Origin of the sequence: Allobosea sp. BK604 (genome assembly GCF_004341515.1) — a bacterium.
GTDB lineage: Bacteria > Pseudomonadota > Alphaproteobacteria > Rhizobiales > Beijerinckiaceae > Allobosea.
In genome coordinates, this window is sequence record NZ_SLZF01000016.1 from 52,021 (window position 1) to 76,305 (window position 24,285).

The 24,285-nt window shown below is 66.1% G+C and carries 20 protein-coding genes; 8 read left to right on the forward strand and 12 right to left on the reverse strand.

Annotated elements, in window-relative coordinates; translation table 11 throughout:
- Positions 1 to 10: 10 nt before the first annotated feature.
- The 5 genes from EV560_RS34235 to EV560_RS34255 all read right to left on the reverse strand — a co-directional run bounded on the left by EV560_RS34235 (position 11) and on the right by EV560_RS34255 (position 9,161).
- Positions 11 to 2,215, reverse strand: coding sequence for a DNA/RNA non-specific endonuclease (locus EV560_RS34235; RefSeq protein ID WP_131860353.1), 2,205 nt, complete (start codon positions 2,213 to 2,215; stop codon positions 11 to 13).
- A 151-nt stretch (positions 2,216 to 2,366) separates the two neighbouring features.
- On the reverse strand, positions 2,367 to 3,086 hold the full coding sequence (locus EV560_RS34240) for a hypothetical protein (protein ID WP_131860354.1): 720 nt from the start codon (positions 3,084 to 3,086) through the stop codon (positions 2,367 to 2,369).
- A gap of 146 nt (positions 3,087 to 3,232) precedes the next feature.
- Positions 3,233 to 6,919 carry a DNA/RNA non-specific endonuclease gene (locus tag EV560_RS34245; protein WP_165923768.1) on the reverse strand — a complete coding sequence of 1,229 codons (3,687 nt, stop codon included), beginning with the start codon at positions 6,917 to 6,919 and terminating at the stop codon, positions 3,233 to 3,235.
- Positions 6,920 to 6,982: 63 nt separating this feature from the next.
- Positions 6,983 to 7,729 (reverse strand): N-acetylmuramoyl-L-alanine amidase, encoded by a 747-nt coding sequence (locus tag EV560_RS34250; protein ID WP_131860356.1) that lies wholly within the window; start codon positions 7,727 to 7,729, stop codon positions 6,983 to 6,985.
- Positions 7,730 to 7,763: 34 nt separating this feature from the next.
- On the reverse strand, positions 7,764 to 9,161 hold the full coding sequence (locus EV560_RS34255; protein ID WP_131860357.1) for a glycoside hydrolase family 19 protein: 1,398 nt from the start codon (positions 9,159 to 9,161) through the stop codon (positions 7,764 to 7,766).
- 306 nt (positions 9,162 to 9,467) lie between these two features.
- Here EV560_RS34255 and EV560_RS34260 point away from each other — a divergent pair, with 306 nt between their 5' ends.
- Positions 9,468 to 9,839, forward strand: coding sequence for a hypothetical protein (locus EV560_RS34260; protein WP_131860358.1), 372 nt, complete (start codon positions 9,468 to 9,470; stop codon positions 9,837 to 9,839).
- A 386-nt stretch (positions 9,840 to 10,225) separates the two neighbouring features.
- Positions 10,226 to 11,215 (forward strand): 3'-5' exonuclease, encoded by a 990-nt coding sequence (locus EV560_RS34265; protein ID WP_131860359.1) that lies wholly within the window; start codon positions 10,226 to 10,228, stop codon positions 11,213 to 11,215.
- 15 nt (positions 11,216 to 11,230) lie between these two features.
- Here EV560_RS34265 and EV560_RS34270 read toward each other — a convergent pair whose 3' ends face one another.
- From EV560_RS34270 to EV560_RS34295, 7 genes are all read right to left on the reverse strand, one after another.
- Positions 11,231 to 12,010, reverse strand: coding sequence for an anti-sigma factor family protein (locus EV560_RS34270; RefSeq protein ID WP_131860360.1), 780 nt, complete (start codon positions 12,008 to 12,010; stop codon positions 11,231 to 11,233).
- The gene (locus EV560_RS34275; RefSeq protein WP_131860361.1) at positions 12,007 to 12,534 is read right to left on the reverse strand and encodes a sigma-70 family RNA polymerase sigma factor; all 528 of its coding nucleotides are present in this window, start codon (positions 12,532 to 12,534) and stop codon (positions 12,007 to 12,009) included. Before EV560_RS34275 ends, EV560_RS34270 begins: the two co-directional genes overlap by 4 nt.
- A gap of 28 nt (positions 12,535 to 12,562) precedes the next feature.
- Complete coding sequence (locus tag EV560_RS34280) at positions 12,563 to 14,014, reverse strand: YncE family protein (RefSeq protein ID WP_131860362.1); 1,452 nt, start codon at positions 14,012 to 14,014, stop codon at positions 12,563 to 12,565.
- A gap of 13 nt (positions 14,015 to 14,027) precedes the next feature.
- Positions 14,028 to 14,519, reverse strand: coding sequence for a DUF305 domain-containing protein (locus EV560_RS34285; protein WP_131860363.1), 492 nt, complete (start codon positions 14,517 to 14,519; stop codon positions 14,028 to 14,030).
- Positions 14,520 to 14,817: 298 nt separating this feature from the next.
- Positions 14,818 to 15,045: a hypothetical protein gene (locus EV560_RS34290; RefSeq protein ID WP_131860364.1), complete on the reverse strand. Its 228-nt coding sequence runs from the start codon at positions 15,043 to 15,045 to the stop codon at positions 14,818 to 14,820.
- An 81-nt stretch (positions 15,046 to 15,126) separates the two neighbouring features.
- Positions 15,127 to 15,360: a hypothetical protein gene (locus EV560_RS36155; protein ID WP_207908182.1), complete on the reverse strand. Its 234-nt coding sequence runs from the start codon at positions 15,358 to 15,360 to the stop codon at positions 15,127 to 15,129.
- 16 nt (positions 15,361 to 15,376) lie between these two features.
- Positions 15,377 to 16,183, reverse strand: a complete 807-nt coding sequence (locus EV560_RS34295) for an IclR family transcriptional regulator (protein ID WP_165923769.1) — start codon at positions 16,181 to 16,183, stop codon at positions 15,377 to 15,379.
- A gap of 102 nt (positions 16,184 to 16,285) precedes the next feature.
- Between EV560_RS34295 and EV560_RS34300 the strand changes: the two genes are divergently transcribed.
- The 6 genes from EV560_RS34300 to EV560_RS34325 are packed head-to-tail and all read left to right on the forward strand — an operon-like array spanning position 16,286 to position 24,163.
- Positions 16,286 to 17,356: an extracellular solute-binding protein gene (locus EV560_RS34300; RefSeq protein ID WP_165923770.1), complete on the forward strand. Its 1,071-nt coding sequence runs from the start codon at positions 16,286 to 16,288 to the stop codon at positions 17,354 to 17,356.
- Positions 17,357 to 17,368: 12 nt separating this feature from the next.
- Positions 17,369 to 18,457 (forward strand): ABC transporter ATP-binding protein, encoded by a 1,089-nt coding sequence (locus tag EV560_RS34305; RefSeq protein WP_131860367.1) that lies wholly within the window; start codon positions 17,369 to 17,371, stop codon positions 18,455 to 18,457.
- 3 nt (positions 18,458 to 18,460) lie between these two features.
- Positions 18,461 to 19,321, forward strand: coding sequence for an ABC transporter permease (locus EV560_RS34310; protein WP_131860368.1), 861 nt, complete (start codon positions 18,461 to 18,463; stop codon positions 19,319 to 19,321).
- A complete protein-coding gene (locus EV560_RS34315; RefSeq protein ID WP_131860369.1) occupies positions 19,318 to 20,121 on the forward strand; it encodes an ABC transporter permease in 804 nt (267 codons plus the stop codon). The genes EV560_RS34310 and EV560_RS34315 overlap by 4 nt, the downstream gene beginning before the upstream one ends.
- Positions 20,118 to 22,166 (forward strand): hydantoinase/oxoprolinase family protein, encoded by a 2,049-nt coding sequence (locus tag EV560_RS34320; protein WP_165923771.1) that lies wholly within the window; start codon positions 20,118 to 20,120, stop codon positions 22,164 to 22,166. Before EV560_RS34315 ends, EV560_RS34320 begins: the two co-directional genes overlap by 4 nt.
- A 2-nt stretch (positions 22,167 to 22,168) precedes the next feature.
- On the forward strand, positions 22,169 to 24,163 hold the full coding sequence (locus EV560_RS34325; protein WP_131860371.1) for a hydantoinase B/oxoprolinase family protein: 1,995 nt from the start codon (positions 22,169 to 22,171) through the stop codon (positions 24,161 to 24,163).
- Positions 24,164 to 24,285: the final 122 nt, after the last annotated feature.

A 24,285-nucleotide genomic window follows, 5' to 3' on the forward strand; every position in this document is an offset into this window, starting at 1 on the left:
GGGGGCTGCTCTAGTGCCGCTTCCGGCCAATCGAAGCCTTCAAAGCCAACTCCGGCCCGCGACCATCGAATTGGTCTGCTCCGGTAATCGCTGTGTCGAACGCGACGCCGGCGAGCGCCGCGATTGCTTCTATCGGCATCATATAGGCTCGGAACGCCTCCCGCATGGCGGACTTGCTGGCCTCACCATCGGCCAGACTCTGCTCAAGCATGAAGCCGAAAGCCGCGATTCCGGCGCTCGACCGCGCCACGATCACCTTCCAGAATTTGATGGGAATTTGGATTAGCCCGCGTTGGCCTTGCTCGAAATTGCCGAGGAACCGCGGATCGTCTGCAGCGAGAACCGGGCCGGCGAAAACGCACAGCCGCTCGCTGGCGGCCTGTTTGAGTACCTCGTTCTCAATTTCTCTCCAATTCTCGCGCCCCCCGGTGCTCTGGTCAAACACTGAGATCTGCGGCGAACAGTTGGTGACGTGAAAGATGTCGCCGTTTGCCCGCCGCAGATCGGCGTGTCTCGCGCCCCAGGCGACGTCCTCGCGACGGACTATGTGCTCCTTGTCAAAAACGCCATGGTCTTTGGTGTAGAGTGTATAGGGCAGTTGAAAGAGCTCATCGAGCCGGCAGTCAGCGAACCAGCGCTCTTGATCGCTGGGGTCAATTCTGCCGAGAGCCCTGCGGGTATAAGTTCTCGCCACTTCAGGCGTCGTCAACGTGGTCTCGGCCGAGACGTTTGATCCTGTCACCAACGCGAGCCGCCGCTTGGCGTGCATGATGATGGAAAAATTTTGATAGTCGAGCCGCATACCGCCTTGTCGGGTAATCGCGACGGCTCCGGGATCCTTCGGTTTGGGAAATGGCACCTTTACGCCCAAGAACGCTGCGTCGTAGCCTCGGCGCGACCCGTAGTTCGTATTTTGCGCCGGCTCCGCCGTCCGTTCTGTGGTCGCGCCGGTTTGCGGGGCCGCCTCGATCCGTATAGTTGGCGCCCCGCCCTCTCCGAGTCGAATGCAGATGTGCAGCGGGATACGGATCGCGGTCTGGCCGCTGGCCATCACGGCGGCCGGCCGAGACTCGGCTGCGTGCGGGTTAAGCGCGGCGGCATCGGCCGGTGTGTTCTCCTGCGTATCGCTGTCTTGCCAATAGCCAGACCAGCTCGGGACTTGCGCTGGGCTGGCCTTGGGATCGAATGTCACACCGGCATCCACCACGCGCCCGTCAAGGGCGAGATCAAAGGCTGCGACTGCAAAATTGCGGATGAGGTACTCGCCGCCAAAATGCAGTCCCAGCACCTGTCCGGAGGCGATATGGATCACGGCCGATCCCGAATTGCCTCCGAGCGTCGAGCAATCATGGGTGACGGCTTCTACGATCTTGCCGAAGCTCTCGGTCGGCCGGCGATTCCTCAGAAGCCCAGGCTGCAACTGCTTGACACCGAAGCGGCTGTCGAACAGCTTGAGTTGGACATCGGAATCGTTGCGCGGATCGTAGGCGGGGTAGCCGATGACTGCGATCTCCTCTTTATCATAGAACGCTGCGTCTCGCGGGCTTAGGGTAAGAGGGGCGGAAGTCAGCCCAGCCACCTCAAGGAGTGCCATATCCCAATAGGGATGCAGCATCCTGATGCCGCTGATAGAGGGCGGTGGTTCCTCGTCATTGTCGGGTGCGAAGCTGTCGCTGAAGCCGGGCGAGACGCCCGAGCGAAAGACCAGATCACGGTCGCCGACGCCGTCGACAAAGATCTCGGCCACATGCCGATTCGTCATGATCAGCCCGGGTGCGACCACGAAGCCCGTGCCGCCATAGGGATACTTCGAGCCCGGGACCTCGATCCGACCGATCGAGCGGGAGGCCTTCACCAGCATGTCGCGCACGGCGGGATTGTTGAGGTGGAGCCATTTCTCGTGCGTTGCCGTAAAGGTGCCACGCGCAAGCGGCATGACCGGCCGCTTGCCCGGAATGATTATCGCCTCCAGGCCTCGGGCAAATTCGCGGTTGAGTGGCGTGCCAGAGGCGACCGACTCTAGAGCGGCGTTTACGGTCATTGCTGACGCCGACGGGCGGGCGCGCTCCATGCCGCCGACGCTTTCCTGGGCCCGGTTCGCACGTTTCAGCGCCTCGAGCGCCTGCTCATCGACCCGAAGCGCATCAACGCCATCCTCGCCCGCAATGTCCCGGAGATAAGCGGAGATTCTATCGGCCCTGAGATCATTTATCACGAACGCACCCTTCAGATTTAAGAATGTAACCGAGGAGTTCTATCTGCGTTTTCCGGAGTTTATATTCTCACTAAATTGGTTATATTGTCACATCGGCGCGGAAAGCGCGCGATCAAATGCTATTTATTTAAGAAATTCTGACTTGTGGAGCTTAGATTGTTACAGTGAAATCTACGACGGCACGTGGCGCGAAGCTGCCGCGATGCAATACTATCGAATTTCCGGTCTCGAGTTTGACCGAGATAACGTAAGGCTGGTTCGAGCTAACGACATGGCCGCCGTTGGGTGGGTACCGATTGGGTCGGGCCAAGAGGGCTTCCCACGCCAGTCGGCGCGGCGACCTTGGGTCGATCACTGCGGCGAGCGCTGCGCCGGCGTGTTGTTCGTTCGGCAGTTGCTCGACGAGAACCTGAACGGCTTCCCGGGAGGTCAGATCCTGGCGTTTGACGGAAACGGAGATCCAGGCCTCTCCATCGTTTCGCGGTGCGGGCGCCGGCACTTCGCTGGCCACGGCCCGAAAACCCATCGCCTGGAAGAGCCGGTTGACGCCGGCGGTGCCCCCCGCCAACACCAGCGCCGACATCAGATAAGTCACCCAATTCCCCTGCGCGGCCTGAGTGGCCTGCGCATCCTTCAGGATGGCGTAGAAGGGATCGTAGGAAACTGTATTGACGATGATCAGGGCGGCCAGCACCGCGAGCGGAACCTTCACCGCCTTCTCGGCGAACAGGATGCGAAAGATCCGCCACTGGAAAATGATCGCGAGAGCGCATTCCAGCAGCGTCGCCACGACGAGAAGCCGCCCGAGATGGACGATCAGCGGCGACAGCTGATCAGCGACACCAGGCGCCGCTGGGCTATCAGCGAGCACGGCACTTGTGCTGCATAGGAGGAAAGCGGCCGAGGCCACAAGGCACCGACTGCGCCCAGACTGACTCCGCCTACCGCCCCTCAGCTTCGCAGCGCTCGCCAAAGTACGCCTCCTATCCTGTTCTGTCTCGACTGGCAGCCGCTGCTTCAGGCGATCGTCTCGACGTAATGCCGCCTAACGACGCCGTCGACGTTCTGGAAATACGCTGCTTCGGCCGATCCGCCCTTGAGTTCGAGGATGGCGAAGCCGTGGGCGTAGTACTCGCCATCCGGCAAAATGCGCGTGTCGGCGATGATCTCAGGCGGATCGACGAGCTCCGCCAGCGGCTCGTAAGGGTCTTCGTCAGTGAAGACGGGAACGCCGCCGTGACCGACGCAGCGTCCGCGCGCCAGCCCCGCATAAGGCTCGTAGACACCAAGATTGTGCTCGTGGCCCCAGAACCAGGCCACGATGTTCCCACCGGCTGCGACGAGCTTGTCGAGCACCGATTTGAGGCGCCGGTTCACAGGGTCGGCGGCTCCGGAAGGCAGGGGACCGCCCGGCGCGTCGAAAGCGGAGAAGAGCTGATGATGCGAGGCGAGAATCGTGCGGCCGGGAAAGTCCTTCACCCGCTCCACGAGCCAAAGCTGCTCCGCTTCCTCGATGAAAGTTTGCCGGTGTAGCAATGGGTGATAGTCATTGCGACCGCTGTCCATGGCCAGTATCTGCCAGGAATTGTCGGTAGCGCGAAGACAGAACCAACTCGCTTTCTGTCGCAGCTTGCCGGTATTGAGACGGGCGATCAGATCATGATAACCCTGCCCGCCGCTGTACATGTCGTGATTGCCGCACAAGGTGTAGATGGCAGGACGCTGCTGGGCGCCTTGGTAAGCTTCGGCAATGACGTCTTCGAAATTCACCTTGGTTTCGTCCGGCGTGCCGGAATAGTAGATATCGCCAAGATGCAGCAGAATATCTGGCCGCTTTTCGCGGATGTTGCTCATCACGAGCCGCGCCGGACCCGCTCCGGTGCCCCAGTCGCCGAAGATCGCGATCCGGCTTGCGGGATTCATCGGGATAACCTGGGCATCGCCCGGTCGGGGTGGGACGTACACCCGACGTGAGGGGTCGGTCAGAACGCCATAGGCCTTGGCATGCTCATAGACCGTGTCGGCCCAGGCTGGGTCGCATTTCCCGGTCTTGGCCTGGTCGAGCAGTGATTTCGCCGTGGCCTCGTCGCCGAACGCCCTCGCCTTGGCGAGTTCGAGCAGCAACTTCGCGCAATGCGACGCGTGCTCCAGCGGTGTCAGGCCCTCGTGCCTGGATGAGGTGGTCGAGCGTGCTCCCAGCGCCCCTTCGCCTCCGAATGTGGCCTCGCAGGCGCGCTCGGCATCAAGTATTTCCAGCCCCTTGCGACGAACCGCCTCGGTCGACGGACGCGAGCTGTCCGTTGAGGCTGCAGCCCGTTCGCGAACGAATTTTGCGGTGGCGGATTGAAACACCGACAGGATCGGATCCCGGAAGGTTTTCGGCCCCGCCGCGAGCTCCTTGACTGTCCGGCGCCGCTTGGCCCTGCGGGACACTCCGCGACCGGGGAGCCCTTCGGCTTCGCGCACTTCGCTTCCCCGGGCGGTGTGGAACTGGTCAGCCGCGTGAAGCTCGGGCGGGAACACTACGAACTCGAGCCTTCGCTCGAGGTCGGCCAAAGGCAGCATGAACGGCTTGAATGCCGCCGGAACTTGAAGCCGCTCTTCCCAGCGCACGCCGGAGAGGTCCTGCTGCTGAACGAAGGCATAGGCGAGCAGGGCTCCGTCCTCGGCCTCGACTACCACCTTCCAGTACGCCTTCGGGATCTTGACTTGCACTCGGCCGTCATCGTCGACGCCGTGGAAGATGTCGTCGCTCCGCTCGAAGATCGGGCCGGAGAACAGTGAGACCTGGCCGCCTTTCACGGCCTTAGCCACGAAGTTCTCGAGGGCGCCCCAATTGTCCCGGGCTTTGGCCGAGCGGTTGAAGCCCGCCACCTGGGGCGAGCAGTTCGTCACATGGTAGGTGTCACCGTTGGCGCGACGAAGCTGGGCGAAGCTGTGGCCCCAGGCTGCATCCTCGCGCCGGACGAGATGACCCTTGTCGAAGGCCTGCCGGTCCTTGGTGAAGAAGCGGTCCGGCAGCTGATGAAGCGCCGGGATGCGCGGATCGGTGAACCATTTCTCTGTGTCGCTTTCTCCGAGCCCTCCCAAGGCTCCGCGTGTCGTAGCTTTGCTGTCGTCGGGGCGCTTGGCCGCCGCCGTGCCGTCGACATTGGCTGCGGAGAAGAGCGCCAAGCGCCGCGCCTTGTTCATCACGATCGAGAAGTTCTGGTAGCGGAGCACGTGGTCACCATCGTCGAGCCTGGAGACCTGCGAGAGATCGCTCACGGTCGGCAGCGGCAGCGCGACGCCAAGGAAATCCTCGTTGTAGCCGTCGCGGGTTTCGTAATCCTCCTCGTGGAACGGTTCGACGGCCTTTTCGGTCGCCGACGTGTCGTCCGCTCGGCCGGGGTCGTCGGCGGCCAGCGCCTGACTCGCAATGACCGTCGGGCCGAGGGTGGGTGCGCCGAGGCGGAGCTCGATCTCAAGGGGCACCGTCAGGCGCACGACGCCGCCGTCCGAACGAATGTCCGGAAGGCCCCTACCATCGTTGGGGGGCACGCGGTCTTCCGTGCCATTCTCGGCAGGTTCGGCGGCGCGCTCGACGCGGTTCCAGGCGGTGCGCCAGGCGGTGAGATCGCCGCGCGCGTTGCCCGCGAAATGGACGCCAGCATCGACCACGCGCGCATCAGTCGCCAGCTCGGCGGCAGGGACCGCGCAGTTGAAGCGCAGATACTCTCCGGCGAAATGCAGGCCGAGCACGTCGCCCGTGGTGAGATTGAGGACCAGGGACCCGGACGCCCCCCCGAGCGTCGAGGCGTTGTGCAGCATGGCACTGACGTCCTGCTCATAGCTGGGATAGCGAAGCCGAGCCTGACCTGCCGTGGCGCCCGCACCACCGATCTTACCCGGCATCAGGCGCTTCACATCGTAGATTTCGCCGAAGACCTGCCGCTGCACCTTGGCGGCGTTGCGTTCCTCGTCGCGCGCGGGATAACCGATGACAACAACGTCGTGTCCCAGCATGTCATCGGGCTGCTGCAGCGTCAGCCTGAGGCGCGGGTGACCGTCGGGGAGCCCGGAGAGCTTGAGGAGGGCCATGTCCCAATAGGGGTGCACCATGGCCACGCCGGTGACCTCGAAGACCTGCTTCTTCCGATTGCCGTGCTCTTTCAGGAAGTCGACGAAGGGCTCGGCGCCGGCCGACAGGCGGACGCCCATGCGGCCGACACCGTCGACGAATGCCTCCGCCACATGGCGATTGGTCATCAGCAGGCCATCGCCGACCAGGAAGCCCGTGCCGAGAAAAGGGACGCCGCTGTCAGGCAGCTCGATCCGGCAGGCGGCGGCGATGGCAGGCCTGATCAGAGCCTTGGCCTCGGGCGTGTTGAGATGTAGCCAATCCCTGTGTTGCACCGTGTAGTCGCCATCGCGGATCAGGATCGGCGGCCTGCGGTCCGGGATGATGATCGCCTCGAGCGCGAAGCGATGCTGCTGGTCGAGCGGCTCGCGGTGGCGCAGCCGGCGAAGCGTTTCCTCGGTGTCGGCGCGCAGGGATTCCGGTGTTCCTTCTGGCACCAGCTCCTCGCTCGACTTCCGGCGGGATTCCAATGCCGCGGCTGCACGTGCGCCCGAAGGCAGACGTGCGAGCGGGGTCTCGCGTTCGCCGGCTTCATCCTGGGCCATAATGCTGCTGAAGAAGTCGACCGATGCAGATCCGCTCACGATGGGTCTCCTGTCTCTGGTCATATTGTCGGGATGCTGTCCCTCGCCGGCCGCTCCTCACCGTCAGGCGCGTTCCACTCGCTCGGTCTTGCCTGCGACCTTTTTCTTCGGCGCTGCTGTACGTCGGCGGCGGGGCGCCTCCTGGCCGGCGGCAACCTCAGGCCGGCTTGGCAGGAGTGCCTCGAAGCCGTCCTGCAACTGTCGGGCGGGAACACTTTCCCGACCAACGGAGAGTGTGGCGACATAGGCGCCGATGCCGGCCGCGATGCCCGCGGCCACCTTGTCTTTGTACGCAGCAGTCTGTAGTCGCCGGTCTTCGTCGGGCACGTCCATGAAGCTGACTTCGAGCAGCACGCAGGCTGTCGCGGCGTCATGGGAATTGGGGTTGAGGACGCCCAGGTCCAGCGTCTTGACGCCGCCCCTGTTGCGGTCTCTGAGACCGGTGGCTGTGACGGTGGCGGCCTGCACCGCCTTGCACAGCACTGCGGATTTCGGGAAGTGCGTCGTATGGCAGAAGGTCTCGGTCCCTTGCGTAACGCCGTCGAAGCCGTTGAAGTGGACCGAAACGAAGACGGGGGCTTTGAGTCTCTCCGCGACCTTGGCGCGGGCGGCCAGCCCCAGATTTTCGTCGGTCGTCCGCGTCAGCACGGCATTGTGGCCAGCCGCTTCGAGCGCCTTGGCGACGCGCTTCGCGACATCGAGAGTGGCAGTCTTTTCCAGCAGTCCGCTCGGCCCCGACGCATGGTTCGCGTCGGACCCACCGACGTTCCTGCTGCCGCCGTGGCCGGGGTCGATCACGATATCCACCATTGTAGCCTCCCTCCTGCTTTAATTGCCGCGAGCCTCAGTGCCCGTCGCTCGACCAGTGTGGCGGGTCGCTGAGCAGCTTGATGACGCGGTATTCCTGGCCGATCGCGATCAAGCGCGAGTTCGAGCCGTTGCGCGGGCCGGTGGTGATGGTCTCTGTCGCGCCATCGCTCCGTTTGATGGTCAGCGCCCCCGCCCAACTGAGCGTCATGTCGACTGCCACCCCGTCGCTATGGCGCGAGTTGAGCGATGGCGGCTCGCGAAGCCCGGGCGAGATACCGTAGGCGGCGACCATCGCGCGGGCGGCGGCGAGGGACTTCGTCGGCGTCGGGTGGTTCCAGGCGATCGGGACGCCGGCCATTGCCGGTATGGTCGTCGCGTCGAGCCCCTGTTTGGCGATCCGCCAGGCAAAGTGCATCAGATAGGCGCGCTCGAGTGGCCGCAAGGTCGCGGATATGGTGACGCTGGCGCCGGCGTCCCGCAGGGCCGCGACGAAGGCCGTCGCGCGGTCGCGGAATGGCTGCGCGAGGTCATCGAGCGCGCGGCTCGTCGGAAAGAACGATACCCAATGGGCCCCCGACAGGCTCGCCGGCGGCGTAGCGGCGCCTTCAAGGCCGCGCGCCGCGCCACGGCGTTTTACGGGGAGCGCCAGCAAGGTCTCGAGGGCGGTGACCCGCCTGCGGACCGCCTCGGTACTCGGCTTCGGCGGCACGAAAGCCTTCCGCGCGCGCTTGAAGTAGGTGCGCCGGTCGTCGAGGCCTTGCAACGCGGGATTGATCCGCTTCGTCACCGCCACGATGTCCTTCTCAGCGATCCCCGTCGCAACGTCGCTGATCTTGTTCAGCCGCCAGTAGGCCAATGCAATGGCGAGCGCGCTGTCTGCGGTGCGGCAGAGTTCGGGTGCCTCCTCCAGGGGCATGCCGAGGAGGTTCCCGGCGCTCCGGAAGTTGCCGCGCCCAGTGAGCTGGATCAGACCGCTGCCACGGTAGACCCAGCCGTCGTCCGGATTCACATTGCCGTTGCGGCCGGCATAGACATAGTTGGCGAGCTTCTGCGGGCTCCTGAGATATCCCGCTGCGAAGGCCGCGTCCGGAAAACGCGCCTTGCCGAACGCCGTCACGAGCTGCGCGGCCGTGGTGTAATGCAGGTTCTCGTCGAGGCGGCCGAGACCGCATGTCTCGGCGGCGATCTGGGCGATGAAATGAGCGATCTGGACGGCGGTGTCGAGTTCGGCCTTCGGGAACTCGTGCGGCGCTTCGGTCAGGATCGCTTCGAGGATCTCGGATGCGGCCGCAGGACAGACCATTTTCAGGCGCGCCGAGGTGACACGCTCTATGACATCCGATCCGGACATCTGTTCCTCCTGAAAATGAATGGCGAACTGTCTGCGCGACACGTACGGGTATGCACTTTCAGTATTCTGATCAGACCTCACCAGCAGTCGCGCCGCAACGACTTGCGAGCGAGTTCTCTTGTCGGGTCGACTTATGCTTGCATGTCATCTAAACTTGCGCAAGCCACCTGTGACATCTTCTGGAGTGATGCCATGGCGCCTGTTGACGTTGAGATGTCTCCGCTAAGTGGCCCGTAAGTCAAGGAATTAACGCAGAGATTGACGAAAGGATTGAGCGATATCGACTTCCAGGTGTTCACATACGCAGCGACTTGAGATCGGGTATACAAAAGTTATACGAGTAATAATCTTCCGTTATGCGCTCAGGTATTCAAAATTGTTCAACGGTTGGAAGCCGATCGAACCACGGACCGCTTCCTGGCCTGGGTCTACGCCGAGAAAAAGCACAACTCTAAGCTGCGTCAGTACATTCTGTCATTGGCGCCGAACGCCGATAAGCTGCTCAAGGGCGGAGGTCTCCATGTGCAGCAGGGCGGCGAGACGGTCGGAAACGCACCCGACAACCCCTTCGAGCCGGGGCTGCAGACCTATGTCAGGGCCGAGGGCATGGTCGATCTCGGCCTTTGGATCCGCCGCCTGCTGGCGATCGAGCGGCAGGTCTGCCTGACGGCGGCGAGGCGCGCGGTACTGGCCTCCTTGTCGGCCACGCGCCGTGCCGCAGCCCCAGTCCAGATGCAGTCTATCGGCAGCCTTATCTAGACGCATTGCGGCATTACCTGGATCCCGAGAAGCCATCCTGGCAGCCCTCCGGTCGGTCGGATCGAATAGCCTTTCACTTGGTCGGTCCGGGCGCATCGCCCGGACATTTGACGGAAGAGACAATCGCGGCTGGAGCTGGAGCGATTGACCGCCATGCTGCGATCGCGGAACGGGGCGGGCTGGATAGGCTGCAAGATCGTGGATGCTGTCACCACAGAAATCAGATGCTCCTCGTTGGACGAGTCCCGGGCGATCGCTGACGAGCGGGCGGGCGGCGAAACCTGAGTGATGGTGCTCACCCAGGCCGCCCGACCGTTGTGAACAGGCAGGACTTCTTTCAGCCCTGGACGGCAGCGCTGCCGAGCGAACACAGCTAAGATAACCGCATGAAACTGGCATCTACCCAAATCGACCTGTTCGACGACGACCCTGGCTATCGGCAGACACCACGCCCGGCGCCGAGAAAACGCCGGCCCGATCCCGCTTCGCCTTCACCGGGCGATGATGAAGCGGCCGCGCAAAGGCTGGAGCAGACCGGGCTCTTCAAGGTGCTGCGCAAGCTCGTGCCTCGCCCGATCGTTCCGCGCGCGCTCAGCCCTTACCCGAAGCTCGCGGTGCTGGTGGATACCGAAACCACGGGCCTGCACCATACGCGGGACGAGATCATCGAGATCGGCGCGGTGAGCTTCACCTATGGCGACGATGGGGCGATCGGGGATGTCGTCGGAGTCTACAGCGGCCTCCGCCAGCCATCGGCGCCGATCCCGGCGGAGATTACCCGGCTGACCGGTATTTCGGACGAGATGGTCGCCGGTCAGGCCATCGATCTCGCGGCGCTCGATGCGCTCATCGAGCCGGCGGATCTCGTCATCGCCCATAATGCCGCGTTCGACCGTCCGTTCTGCGAGGGGCTTTCGCCCATCTTCGCCGCGAAGGCCTGGGCCTGCTCCGTCAAGGAGATCAGCTGGGCCGGGCTGGGCTTCGAAGGCAACAAGCTCGGATACCTCGTCGGTCAATCCGGCCTGTTCCATGAAGGTCATCGCGCGACGGATGATTGCCATGCCCTCCTGGAGGTCCTGGCCAGACCGGCAGGGCCGGGCGGCGCGCGGCCGTTCGCGGAGCTGTTGCGATCGAGCCTGCGCAGCCGCATTCGCATCTACGCCGAGAACGCGCCCTTCGACATGAAAGACCAGCTCAAGGCGAGGGGCTACCGCTGGTCGGACGGGACTGACGGGCGGCCGCGAGCCTGGTGGATCGAACTCGACGAGGAGCTCCATGACGACGAGCTCCGATATCTTCGCAGCGACATCTACCGCTGGAAGGACGCCGAGCCCCTGACGCAACGACTGACGGCGCTTGATCGGTTTCGGGCCTGAGAAACGCGAAATGCCCTAAGCCGGCGCCTTGAGCTGCCGGCGCATCTCGTCCGCGATCCGCCGCAGGCTGCCGGCCTCGAGCTGGCCGACCACGCTGTGGCCGAGGCCGTTATCGGCCCAGCCGAAGCCGCTCACGGCATCGACGCTGCCCGGAAGCATCGGTTCGCCCGAGCCATTCGCCAGGGGGCGGCTGAGCATGACCAGCCGCGTGCCGCGATCATCGTCATACATGAACAGCGCCGCCGGGCCGTGCGCCGTCGCGACGATCCGCCCGCCCATGAAGCGGTAGCCGGAGGCCGCGAGGTCCGGGGCCGCGATCGCTCGTCCGACGCGCTGCGAGACCCAGGCCGAGAGCTGTGTGCGGTCGTCGGCGCGGATCTCGACGGGGCGCACGAGGTCCGGCGCATAGACCGCCCAGCTGGCCGCGGCCTCGCTGGTGAGGGCCGCCAGGCCCTCGCGCGAAGGCTGTGACAGGCCGCGCAGGGACCAGCCGCCGAGGCCGCCAAGTGCGACGAGGACGATCGCGGCGGCCGCGGCGGCCCAGCGCGGCAACCGCGCCGGCCGCCGCCGCGCCGCGATGAGGCGGGCAATGTCCAGCTCGGCAGGCACGGGCTCCTCCGCGATCGGAGCCAGGGCGGCGCGCAGCATGTCGCGCTGCTCGGCCATGCCCGCGACGCGCCGTGCGACATCGGGGTGACCGTCCAGATAGGTCGCGACCTCGCGCCGGCGCCCGGCATCGAGCGTCTCGTCGATGAAGCCGTGGAGGTCGTCTTCGGTGATCGGGCGCTGGCTCACTTCACGCTCCGCAGATAGGGGCGGCCGGGTGGCCGCTGGGCTCCGTCCGACATCATGCCCTGCAGCCGCTCACGCGCTCGCGACAGGCGCGACATCACCGTGCCGACCGGGATATCGAGGGCCTTGGCGGTCTCGGCATAGGACAGCTCCTCCACCGTGACCAGCAACAGCACCGCGCGCTGCTCGTCGGGCAGCTGCGCCACCTTGGCGAGCAGGTCCTGGTAGCGCAGCCGGTCTTCCTGCCGCGCTGAAACCGCCAGTCCGGCCTCGCCCGCCGCCTCGATCTCGATATGAGGCGGCCGGCCCGCCGTGCGGCGCAGCCGCGTCATCGCCAGATTGTGCAGGATCGCGAACATCCAGCTGCGCGCATCGCCGTCGGCCCGGCGCTGGTGCCAGCGGCCGATGGCGCGTTCCAGGCAATCCTGGACGAGATCGTCCGCCGCTGCGCGATCCCGGAGCAGGGCGCGCGCATAGCGGCGCAGCGCCGGGATCAAGGGCTCGATATGGCGGATCATGTCGTCCATGACGATCCTCGGGGGAGCTGAGCCTGCTCTACCGGGCCTGCACCTGGACGATCGCGCCCGGAGCGTCCGCAGTTCCCTCCGTGATCACAAGATAGCGTTGCTGGCTGCGCGCGTCGCTCCTGACGATCTGGCGGATCGGGCCGGTGGCATTGACGATGGCCGAACCCGCCGGATTGCTCATGAAGGCGGAGAGCGGCTCCAGCGGCCCGCGCCCGTCACGGCTGCGCGCGAAGGCGAGCAGATAGGGCTTGCGCGGTTCGAGCCCGGTGACGGAGGCCTGCAGGATCTGCGTCAGGCCCTGATCGAACAAGGTCACGCTGGTTAGCGCGGCGCCGCCGGCCTTGGGCGGGGCGAGCACGAACTGGGCCGTCTTTCCGGAGAGGCCGAGCGGCTGCAATCCGGCGCTGCCATTGCCGTCGGGCACGGCATTCGGCACGTAGTTCACGGCTTGCGGCGCCTGGCCGATCGGGATCGTCGCGATGACCCTGTTGCTGAGCGTGTCGATCGCGGCGAGCGCATCGGCATTCTCGAGCCCGACATAGACGCGGCTGCCATCGCCCGAGGGCCAGACGCCGTGCGGAAGATTGCCGACGGGGATGGTCGCGACCTGTTCGAAACTGTCCGTGCGGAAGACCTTGATCTGGTTCAGCCCGCCGATCGTGACATAGGCGAAGCTGCCCCTGGCGTTGCGCACGAAATTGACGTGATTGGTGATCGGGCCGGTATCGATCGTCTTCAGCAGGTCGAAGGGCGGCTGCGCGTTGAAGACCTGGACCTTGCCGGTGTCCTTCAGCGTGAACCAGACCTGCGTCCCTTCCGGCGTCGCGGCGATATTCGGGCAGAACGGGCTGTCCTGCTTCACCCGGCCGACGATCTGGTGGTCGGCGACGGTGATCACCACGGTCTCGGGATTGAAGGACGAGCAGACATAGCCGTATGTCCCGTCCGGCGAGAAGATCTGCATGCCGGGTCCGGCCGGCACCTTGATCCGCGTCTTTTCCTCGAAGCTCTGGCCGTCGAGCACGGCGACATAATCCTCGCCGCGCACGGTGACCCAGACCTCCTTGCCATCAGGGGTGAAGAAGGCCTCGTGCGGCGAGCGTCCGACATAGGTGGTGTGCTTCACCGCATTCGTGGCGGTGTCGATGAAGGTGACCGCGTTCGAGCCGATCGAGACCACCGCGATGGTCTTGCGGTCCGGCGAGAAGCCCATGCCGTGGACGAGCACCTGGCCCTTGTAGAGCGGGCTGAAATTGCCGGGCTGGGGATCGCCGAGCCGGATCACGCCCAGCAGCGTGTTCGAGGCGGGATCGGTGACCGAGACCGTGTTGGAGAACTGCTCGGCGGCGTAGACACGGTCCCGGCTGCTCAGCGGGATATCGGGAGCACCGGCGGCCGAGGGCGCCTGTCCGGCCAGGGCCGGAAGCGAGCAGGCGAGAAATGTCCCCGCCAGCAGGCAGGCAAGACGATTGCGGGTCATGGCGATCTGGCTCCTATTTCGTCGGCATTGCGCCATGGTCGTGCGCGGGCTGCGTCGAGCGCTCCGTCGAGACCTGCGTCGAGACCTGGGTCGGGGCAGGGGTCGATGGCGGCAAGGGCTGCCCGAGCGCGAGCCGCATCGCTGCGATCTCCTGCTGCTGCGTGACGATGATCTCCTGGGCCAGCCGCCGGATCTGCTCGTTCTTGCCATGGCGCAGCACGGCGAGCGCCATGTCGATCGCGCCTTGATGATGAGGGATCATCATCGCGACGAAATCGGCATCGACGTCGCCGGTCGGCCTGGCCGCCATGTCCGCCATCATCTTGTCCATGGCTGCAGCGTTTTCCGCGAGGAAGGCAGCTTCGGCGGGGATGGCCGCAGCCGGTGACGGCGCTTCGCTGGCGGCATGATGATGCTGGCCCTCATGAGCTTTGACGCCAAGCGGCGCGGCGAAGCTCAGGGCCGCGGCCAGGAGGCAGGCCGCAAGGTGCGGGGAGGCATTCATGATCCGGCTCCTCTCGAGAAGGGTTCTTCCAGGGTGGACTCGGACCGGGTCCGATTATTCCAGGAGCATCCCGTTTCTTTTCCGGGATGCCCGGACAGGGTATTGCGTCCGCGACGACGGGCGCGGTGCCCGGTTGCCGTCCGACCACGTTCGGGATTGGTGATGCGGACCATGTGAGGCGCCTTGCCGCTCGGCATTTTCGCCGTCGTGGCGGTCGACCGAGCCCCGACAGGCGAGGGCATATCCGATGCGCCAAGGAAAGGGGGCCGCTCAGCGGCCCCCCTCCGACAAGGCGATGTCAGCCGTGCTTGGAAGTCCCAGCCCCGGCGCGAAGACCCGCGACCTGCTGCCGCTGCAGACGGAGCTGCTGATGATAGGCACGGTACTGCGCCTGTTCTGCCAACGCGCGCTGATTGGCGGCGTTGTCGAACAGAATACTGCGCGCGCCGAGTTCCGTTGCCTGGGCTATTCCAGATCCGGAAAGCACCAGAAGTCCAGCGAACAGGATCATCTTGCGATTAAGCATGATAGTTCTCCTTTGGTTACTTGGCGAAGCCAACATGGTCGCGCTTGCTGGGCGGGATAAGTATCTCTGCGTATGGGCCCCTCATACCTGCGTATGACCATCGGTTTCGCCGATCGGCAGCGCGCCCGGCGTGTTCTGCTGATCTGCTCCGGCTTCATGGCGCGGAGCTTCCCTGGCCGGCGATTCACGTCGATGGCTCGCTCGGTCGGGGCGATGGTCTAACGCATTTTCTTTGCGCGAACCGGTGTCCACTTCGCGCGAAAATGCCCTATCGATCTGCTTTGTCGCATTTTCTTTGCGCGAACCGGTACCCACTTCGCGCGAAAATGCTCTAGTCGACGCTCGCGTCGCTCGGCTCCTGCTGCCGGACCGACCGCGCCAGCCAGACGAGCCTGGGGCCGATTTCGTTGACCAGCTGCTCCTCGCTGAGCGAGTAGGCCGGCGCACCGCAGATCAGGCCGTAGACCTGGTCGCCGGGGCGCGTGAACACCGGCACGCCGACCGTGTGCACGCCGCTCTCGAACGCGCCGATGCTGACGCAGAAGCCGCGCACGCGCACATCCTCGCGGGCCCGCTCGATATGGCCGACGAGCCTGGGCGACAATTCCTGCTCGGCGCGCCGCAATTCGTCCATCGTGCGCGCAAAGCCCGGCTCGTCCAGACCGGCGAGATAGCCCCAGCCCATGGCCGACCGCATGATCGGCAGGGAGGAGCCGACATCGAAGCGGAACGGAACCGGCGCCGGTCCCTTGCTGCATTCGACATAGACCATCTCGCGGCCATGGCGGGCGCCGAGCGCGACCGAGGCGGCGTATTTGTCGGCGAGGTCGCGCATGCCCGGCCGAAGCTGGGAGCGCAGCGAGATGCCGCCGAGAAACGCCTGGCCGAAGCCAAGGACGGCCGGCGTCAGGCCGTAGGCCTGCGAACTCGCGTCGTAGCCGAGATAGCCGAGCGCGACGAGGCTGCCGGTCAGCCGCGAGACCGATGACGGCGGGATGCCGGTCCGCCTTGCGATCTCCTGGTTGCGCAGCGGCGGATCGCCGGCCTGGAACGCCCTGAGCACCTCGAGGCCGCGCGCGAGCGGGGCGATCACGGCGCTGTCGCTGTCGATGGTCGGGTTGAGTCTCGGTCGTGCCATGTGGGTTCTATATTCCATAATACGGAAAATAAAAACCGTATTGTCGAATTTAATTTCAGTGATACGCTGCTTGCACAAGAACGACATATGAGGGGTTTTGCCATGCTTGATACGCATAATCGCGGGGCTGGCCTCGCGCCGAGCAGAAGGCGGTTTCTTGCAGGGGCCGGCGCGACCGTCGCCTTGAGCTTTTCGGTCAAGGGGGCAGCCGCAGCCAGCCCGGCCTTCACGGTCATGACCGTCGGCGGCACCTGGGGCGATGCCATCCGCAAGATCATCTGCGAGCCTTTCGCGGCCAAGCATGGCCTGACCCTCGCCTTCGACAACCGGCCGAACGCCCAGCAGCTCGCCGTCCTGCAGGCGAGCCGCGGCAAGCCGACGATCGACACGGTCGAACTCGGCGGCCCCCGGCTCGGCCAGGCGGTCTCGCTCGGCCTGATCGACAAGATCGACCCCAGGCTGGCGCCGAATCTCAACCGCGTCTTCGCGTCGCTGAGGAATGAATACTGGGCCGCCCGCTCGATCGCTCCCTGGGTGATGGCCTTCGACAAGCGCGTCTTCTCCCGCGAGGAGGTCGAGAAGCGCGGCTGGTCGGTGCTGCTCGATCCCAAGGTGAAGGGCCGCGTCGCCATCCCGAATTTCGGCTGGATGGGCGAGATGTGGCTGAACTCGGTCAACCAGGGCGCCGGTGGCAGCTATGACAAGCTCGATCCCGCCTTCGAGCTCGCCTCCAAGGCCATCAAGCAGAATGGCGGCGTGGTGATGATCTCCAACGATCAGGGCCTCAAGCTGTTCACCACCGGCGAGATCGTCGCCGCGCCGTTCTGGAGCGGCCGCACGCTCGAATTGCAGCGCAAGGGCGTGCCGCTCGAATTCGCCTATGTGAAGGGCTGGAGCCCGTACGGCTTCGGCTTCAGCGTGGTTTCGGGCGTGTCGCGGCCGGAGCTCAGCCAGCAATTCGTCGATTTCTCGCTCTCGGACGAGCCGCAGCTGACCTTCGCGCGCCAGTTCGCCTATGTGCCGACCCTGCAGGACCTGAAGGTCCCGGACGACATGCCCGACTCCAAGGTCCCGCCCGCCGCCTTCGATCTCGCCGCCAATCTCGACTACACCCAGGTCGCGCGCTTCTCCGACGCCAGTCTCGAGCGATGGAACAAGGAGGTCGTCGGCTGACGGCGCACCGCCATGATCGAGCTTGAGGCCATCGGCAAGCGCTTCGGCGCGGTCGATGCGGTGAAATCCGTCTCGCTGACCATTGCCGAGGGCGAGTTCGTCTCGCTGCTCGGCCCGTCCGGCTGCGGCAAGACCACGACGCTGCGCATCATCGCCGGCTTCGAGAGCCCGACCTCGGGCAGCCTGCGGATCGGCGGGCGCGACATGGCCGAGGTGCCGGTGGAGCGCCGCGGCCTCAGCATGGTCTTCCAGAACTACGCGCTGTTCCCGCATTTGAGCGTGTTCGAGAATGTCGCCTTCGGGCTGCGCCTGAAGCGTGTCGCCAAGGCCGAGCTCGAAACGCGGGTGCGCAAGGCGCTGGACCAGGTCGGCCTCGCCAATCTCGGCGAGCGCTCGCCGCGCCAGCTCTCGGGCGGCCAGCAGCAGCGCGTCTCCCTGGCGCGCGGCCTCGTGGTCAATCCCAAGGTCCTGCTCATGGACGAGCCCTTGTCCAATCTCGACCTGAAGCTGCGCGAGCAGCTGCGCGACGAGATCAGGGCGCTGCAGCGCAGCCTCGGCATGACCGCCGTCTACGTCACCCACGACCAGGGCGAGGCGATGGCGATGTCGGACCGCATCGCCGTGATGCATGGCGGCGGCATCGAGCAGGTCGGCCTGCCGCGCGAGATCTACGAGCGCCCGAGCACCAGTTTCGTCGCGAGCTTCATCGGCCAGTGCAACCTGCTGCCGGGCACGCTCGACGGCAGCGGCGGGCTGTTCCGCACGCCGCGGGGCGTCGCCCTGCGCGTTGCCGGAACAAGGCCGTCCGCAGCCAAGGGCCTGCGCCTCGCGATCCGCCCGGAAACCGTGCGCTTCGTCGCAAGCAGCGAGCGCAACAACGCCGGCAGCGACAACCTGATCTCGGGCCAGGTCACCGACATCGTCTATCTCGGCGACATCGCGCAGGTCTCGGTGGCGATGGCGGCGGCCGGCGGCGTGGCGGAGACGCTCGACGCGGCCTGGCGCATCGTCCGCGGCGAGCCGCTCCCCGAGATCGGCGACAGCGTGCGCCTCGCGGTGGCGACGGCGGACTGCATTCCCGTCTTCGACAGGGACGCCTGAGCCATGTCGGACGAATCCGCCGCCTCGCGCCGCACCTTTCTGCTGACCGCGCCGAGCCTGCTCGTCATCCTGCTCGCGCTGGCGGCGCCGCTGGCGCTGATGCTGGTCTTCAGCGTCTGGCGCTTCGTGCCGGGCAAGATCACCGACTACACGCTGACCCTCGCCAATTACTGGCGCTTCCTCGGCGACGGCTTCTACCTGAAGGTGATCGCGGACACGGTCCAGCTCGGCTTGCTGGTCACCGCGCTGTCGCTGGTCCTCGGCTACCCGCTCGCCTTCTTCCTGGCGCGGACGAAGAGCCGCTGGCAGCCGGTGCTGGTCTACCTGATCTTCGTGCCGATGATGATCAGCCTGGTCGTGCGCGCCTATGGCTGGATGGTGCTGCTCGGCTATAACGGCGTCGTCAACGCGGTGCTGCTCCAGCTCGGCGTGATCGCGCTGCCGCTGCGCCTGCTCAACAGCGTGCACGCCGTCGTGCTCGGCCTCGTCGAGGTGCTGCTGCCCTTCATGGTCGTGCCGCTGCTGGCGGCGTTGAAGGATATCCCGCCCTCGGTGGAGGAGGCGGCGCGTGCGCTCGGCGCCACGCCGCGCCAGGTCTTCCTGAAGGTCACGCTGCCGCTCAGCATTCCCGGCATGATCTCCGGCTCGCTGATGGTGTTCTCGCTCGCCATCACCGCCTATGCGCTGCCGGCGCTGCTCGGCGGCGCCCAGGTCAAGATGATCAGCGCCATCGCCTATGACGCGATGCTGGTCAGCTATAACTGGCCGTTCGGCTCGGCTGTCGGCATCATCATGGTCCTGGTCTCGACCGCGCTGATCTACAGCTACCTGCGCTCGGTCCCGCAGAAGGCGCAGGGGCTATGACCGGCCGTCGCCGCTCGCCGGCATGGATCGCCGTGTCCGTGCTCTCCGCCCTCGTCATGGCCTTCCTGCTGGCGCCGATCGTCGTCGTGCTGATCGAGGCGTTCAACGACAGCGAGCTGATGAGCTTCCCGCCGCGGGGCTTCTCCCTGCGCTGGTTCCAGGCCTTCTTCGCCAATGCCGAGTTCATGGGCTCGCTCTGGCTCAGCCTGCAACTCGCCCTGATCGCCGCCGCGATCTCGACGGCGCTCGGCGCCATGGCCGGGCTCGCGCTGGCGCGCGGCGGAGCGCGCCGCGCCTCGCTGCAGACGGTGCTGCTCTCGCCGCTCTATGTGCCGCGCGTGCTGGTCGGTCTCGCGCTGCTGCTCGCCTTCGCCTGGCTCAACATCTCCGGCTCGCTGCTCGGCCTCATCCTCGGCCATGTCCTGATCACCATGCCCTATGCCACCCGCACCGTGGTCGTCGGCATGCGCGCGGTCGAGCCCAGCGTCGAGGAGGCGTCCCGGATGCTCGGCGCGACGCGGGTCCAGACCTTCCGCCTGGTGACGCTGCCGATCATCCGCAGCGCGCTGATGTCGGGCTTCATCTTCGCGCTGATCATCTCCTTCTCGGACATCTATCTCGCGCTGTTCATCTCCGGGCCGCAGTCGATCACGATGCCGCTGCGGCTCTTCACCTTCATGGAATGGGACCAGTCGCCGCTCGTCGCGGCGGCCTCCGCCGTGCAGATCGTGCTTATTCTCTCCGTCATCCTGGTCGCGGGCCGGTTGTTCGGACTGTCCAGCCCCGGGAGTGTCGAGTGACGTCACCGCAGCATAGTCTTGGCATCGATATCGGCGGCACCTTCACCGATCTGTCGCTCTGGCGCGCCGACGAGGAGCGCTTCGTCACGCTGAAAGTGCCGACCAACCGGGCGAAGCCGGCGCTCGGCGTCGTCGCCGGGCTGGAGCGGCTCGCCGGCGAGCACGGCATCGAGCCGGCCGAGATCGGCTATTTCGTCCATGGCACCACGATCGCGCTCAACACCCTGATCGAGCGCGACGGCGCCAGCCTCGGCCTGATCGTGACGCGCGGCTTCCGCGACCTGCTCGTCATCCAGCGCCTGCGCATGCCGACGCCCTATAACTGGCGCACCGGCCGGCCGACGCCGCTGCTGCCGCGCCGCCATGTCTTCGAGGTGACCGGGCGGCTCGGACCGGAGGGGAGCGAGGAAACCGCGCTCTCCGAGGCCGATATCGACGCGGCCGTCGCCGCCGCGCGCGAAGCCGGGCTCGACGGGCTCGTGGTCTGCCTGATGCACGCCTATGGCAACCCGGCACATGAGCAGCGCGTCCGCGAGCGCGTGCGCGAGCTGGCGCCCGATCTTTTCGTCTGCTGCTCGCATGAGATCTGGCCGCGCATGCGCGAATACGAGCGCGCCCTGATCTCGATCATGAACGCCTATGTCATGCCGAAGATCGACGGCTATCTCGGCGATCTCGAGACCCGCCTGGCCGGCATGGGGATGGCGGCGCGGCCCTTCATCACCCAGTCGACCGGCGGCATCGTCAGCGCCGCGAGCGCCCGCCGCAACCCGGTCGAGACCCTGCTTTCGGGCCCGGCCGCCGGAGTCATGGGCGCCGTCCATGCTGCCGGCCTCGCCGGTATCGGCGACTTCATCACGCTCGATATCGGCGGCACCAGCGCCGACGTCGCCTTCGTCAATGGCGGCGCGCCGCGCATCAGCCAGAGCGAGCATGTCGCCGATTTCCCGCTGCTGATGCCGGTCGTCGGCGTCTCCTCGATCGGCGCCGGCGGTGGCTCGGTGATCTCGGTCGACGAGATGGGCGTGATGCGGATCGGCCCGGTCAGCGTCGGCGCCGATCCCGGGCCGGCCTGCTACGGCCGCGGCGGCAGCGCAGCCGCCGTCACCGATGCCTTCCTGGTCGGCGGCTTCCTCAATCCCGACACCTTCGCCGGTGGCCATCTCAGGCTTTCGGTCGAGGCCGCCCGCGCGGCGCTGGCTCCGCTTTGCGCGCGCCTTGGCCGCGGCGAGGCCGAGACGGTCGAGGCCGTGATGCAGGTCGCGGCGAGCTCGATCTATGCCGAGCTCTCGAACCTCGCCGCGAAGCAGGGCGTCTCGGTCGCCGATTACGCCATGCTGCCCTTCGGCGGCGCCGGCCCGCTCTTGGCCGTGCCGGTCGCCGACGAGCTCGGCATCACCCGCATCCTCGTTCCGGCCGCGCCCGGCACGCTCTGCTCGCTCGGCGCGCTGCTCTCGGACGTCTCGAAGCCGTTCGTGCGCTCGATCGTGCAGCCGCTCGCCAGCTCGGCCGGGCTGCTGGCCGATGCGTTCCGCGATCTCGGCCGCCAGGCGGAGGCCTGGCTCGGCAGCGAGGCGCCCGAGCTCGCGGCGCAGCGCCTCGAGGTCGCCGCCGACATGCGCTATCTCGGCCAGTCCTACGAGATCGACGTGCCGCTCGAGCCGCGCTGGCTGGAGGAGGGCGACCTCGCCGCGATCGGCGACGCCTTCCACAAGCGCCACCGCGCCATGTTCGCCCATGCCGACGAGGCGGCGCCGGTCGAGATCGTCGACCTGCGCGTCACCATCATCGGTACCACCGAGAAGCCCGCGGCGCGCGAGTTGCCGAGCGGACAGGCGACCGAGCTTCGCCCCAGCGGCAGCCGCGATGTCGTGGTGCGCGGCGCCTTCCAGCCCGTGCCGATCTACCAGCGCCGCGACATCCCCGTCGGCGCTGGCTTTTCCGGCCCGGCCATCGTCGAGCAGGACGACACCACGACCTATGTCGCTCCCGGCTGGAGCGCGAGCTGCCACGCCTCCGGCACGCTCATCCTGGAAAGACTGTGACCATGGCCATCGACGGCGTCCTGCTCGGCATCCTCAACAATTATTTCCGCGCTGCGGCCGAGGCCTCCGGCTACACGCTCGAGCGCACGGCCTACACGACCTTCATCAAGGAGAGCCAGGACTTCACCACCGGGCTGATCACGCCATCAGGCGAGCATTTCGCCTTTCCGGTCTCGATCGGCGCGCAGAGCTATATCGGCATCGACTATTCGACCTTCATCAAGGCGCTGGCGCCCTGGCATGAGGGCGATATCGGCATCGCCAATTGCCCCTTCGCCACCAGGGGCGTCTCGACCCATCTGCCCGACTACCACCTGCTGAAGCCGATCTTCGCCGAGGGCGAGCTGATCGGCTTCGCCTGGGCCTTCATCCATTCCTCCGACATGGGCGGCATCGTCGCCGGCAGCATCCAGCCGAGCGCCTACGAGCTGTTCCAGGAGGGGATAAGGATCACGCCCAAGAAGCTCTATGCCAAGGGCGTGCTGCAGGAGGACGTGCGCGAGTTCCTGCTTTCCAATGTCCGCATTCCCGACAAGAACTGGGGCGATCTCAACGCCGTCGTCGCCGCGCTCGGCATCGCCGACGCGCGCGTGCGCCAGGCCGTGGTCAAATGGGGGCTGGACGCCGTGCGCGAGGGCCGTGATGCGCTGATCGGCTATGCCGAAAGCCGCGCCCGCGCCGTGATCCGCACCATGCCGGACTCGCATTGGAGCTTCGAGGACTATCTCGAGGATGATTTCGTCTCGGACGTGCCGGTGCGCATCAAGCTCAGCGTCGAGAAGGATGGCGAGGACGGGCTGCATTTCGACTTCACCGGCTCCGACCCGCAGGTGCAGGCGGCCTTCAACCTCGCCACCAACGGCCGCCACCCATTCCTCTGCCTGGCGATGTTCGGCTTCTTCCGCACCCGCGATCCCGGCATGCCGATCAATGCCGGGCTGATCCGTCCGTTCCGCTTCACGGCGCCGGAAGGCAGCGTCGTCAACGCCTCCTTCCCGGCCGCCACCGGCGTGCGCTACGCGCTGACCCAGCTGATCTTCACCATCGTCCAGGGCGCGCTCGCCGAGCTGCTGCCCGGCACGATCCCGGCCGCCGGCGCCGGCCAGGCCACCATTCCCGCGATCTCGACCGTCGATCCCCATAGCGGCCAGCGCCAGGTCACGGTCATCCAGCCGATGATCGGCGGTTCCGGCGGCCGCCCCTGGGCCGACGGCGTCGAGGGCTGCGACATCTCGCTCGGCTCGCTGCGCAATACGCCCTGCGAGATCCTGGAGCACGAGGCCGGGCTGCGCGTACTTGCCTATGAGGTGATCCCGGGCAGCGGCGGGGCAGGGCGCTTCCGTGGCGGCAGTGCGCTCAGGCTCGACGTCAGGCTGCTGCATCCCAATACGATCTTCACGGCGCGCGGCATGGAACGCACCAAGTTCCAGCCCTGGGGCCTCGACGGCGGCAAGGCGGGAGCGCCGGGCGACTGCGTGCTCAACCCGGGCACGAACGCGCAGAAGCGGCTCGGCAAGGTCAATGTCGAGCGGCTCTCCGCCGGCGACGTCATCAGCCTGCGCACGCCGGCCGGCGGCGGTTATGGCGACCCCTTGTCACGCGACAGCGCCAAGGTGCTGGACGATGTCCTCGACGGCTTCGTCAGCGTCGCCGATGCCGAGGCGATCTACGGTGTCGTCCTCGACGGCGCAGAGGTCGATGAGGCCGCGACGGCCGTCAGCAGGGCCAGGCCGAACGCCGCCCCGCCAGCCTCCCGCTATGATTTCGGGCTGGGGCGCGCCGCCTATATGCGGCAATTCCCGGCAGGCGTTCTCGACGAGTTGAGCGGGCTGTTGCAGGCCTTGCCGCCGAGCCTGCGCTATCGCGGCAAGCAGGTCGCGGTCGCCGCCCTGCGCCAGGAGTTCGATACCGCGCCCGCGTCCCATGGTTGGCTGACCGCTCATTGGCAGTGCATCGAGGCGACGCTGTTCGGGACGGCGCCAGCCGGCGCAAAGTAATCGATCGAACCTCGCGGGATCATCGAGGCAGGACGCTGTTCGGGGGGCTCGGCCTGACGATGGTTGGCGCGGCAAATGAGGGCCTTTGCTCCGCCCATCCCTGCATTCTCAATGTCAGGGTT

Bases quoted from the DNA above. Each gene is read 5' to 3' on its own strand.
- EV560_RS34310 (WP_131860368.1), top strand. From the start codon at position 18,461: ATGTCGGACGAATCCGCCGCCTCGCGCCGCACCTTTCTGCTGACCGCG.
- EV560_RS34275 (WP_131860361.1), bottom strand. From the start codon at position 12,534: ATGGACGACATGATCCGCCATATCGAGCCCTTGATCCCGGCGCTGCGC.
- EV560_RS34300 (WP_165923770.1), top strand. From the start codon at position 16,286: ATGCTTGATACGCATAATCGCGGGGCTGGCCTCGCGCCGAGCAGAAGG.
- EV560_RS34280 (WP_131860362.1), bottom strand. From the start codon at position 14,014: ATGACCCGCAATCGTCTTGCCTGCCTGCTGGCGGGGACATTTCTCGCC.
- EV560_RS34305 (WP_131860367.1), top strand. From the start codon at position 17,369: ATGATCGAGCTTGAGGCCATCGGCAAGCGCTTCGGCGCGGTCGATGCG.
- EV560_RS34290 (WP_131860364.1), bottom strand. From the start codon at position 15,045: ATGCTTAATCGCAAGATGATCCTGTTCGCTGGACTTCTGGTGCTTTCC.
- EV560_RS34325 (WP_131860371.1), top strand. From the start codon at position 22,169: ATGGCCATCGACGGCGTCCTGCTCGGCATCCTCAACAATTATTTCCGC.
- EV560_RS34315 (WP_131860369.1), top strand. From the start codon at position 19,318: ATGACCGGCCGTCGCCGCTCGCCGGCATGGATCGCCGTGTCCGTGCTC.
- EV560_RS34295 (WP_165923769.1), bottom strand. From the start codon at position 16,183: ATGGCACGACCGAGACTCAACCCGACCATCGACAGCGACAGCGCCGTG.
- EV560_RS34265 (WP_131860359.1), top strand. From the start codon at position 10,226: ATGAAACTGGCATCTACCCAAATCGACCTGTTCGACGACGACCCTGGC.
- EV560_RS34250 (WP_131860356.1), bottom strand. From the start codon at position 7,729: ATGGTGGATATCGTGATCGACCCCGGCCACGGCGGCAGCAGGAACGTC.
- EV560_RS34285 (WP_131860363.1), bottom strand. From the start codon at position 14,519: ATGAATGCCTCCCCGCACCTTGCGGCCTGCCTCCTGGCCGCGGCCCTG.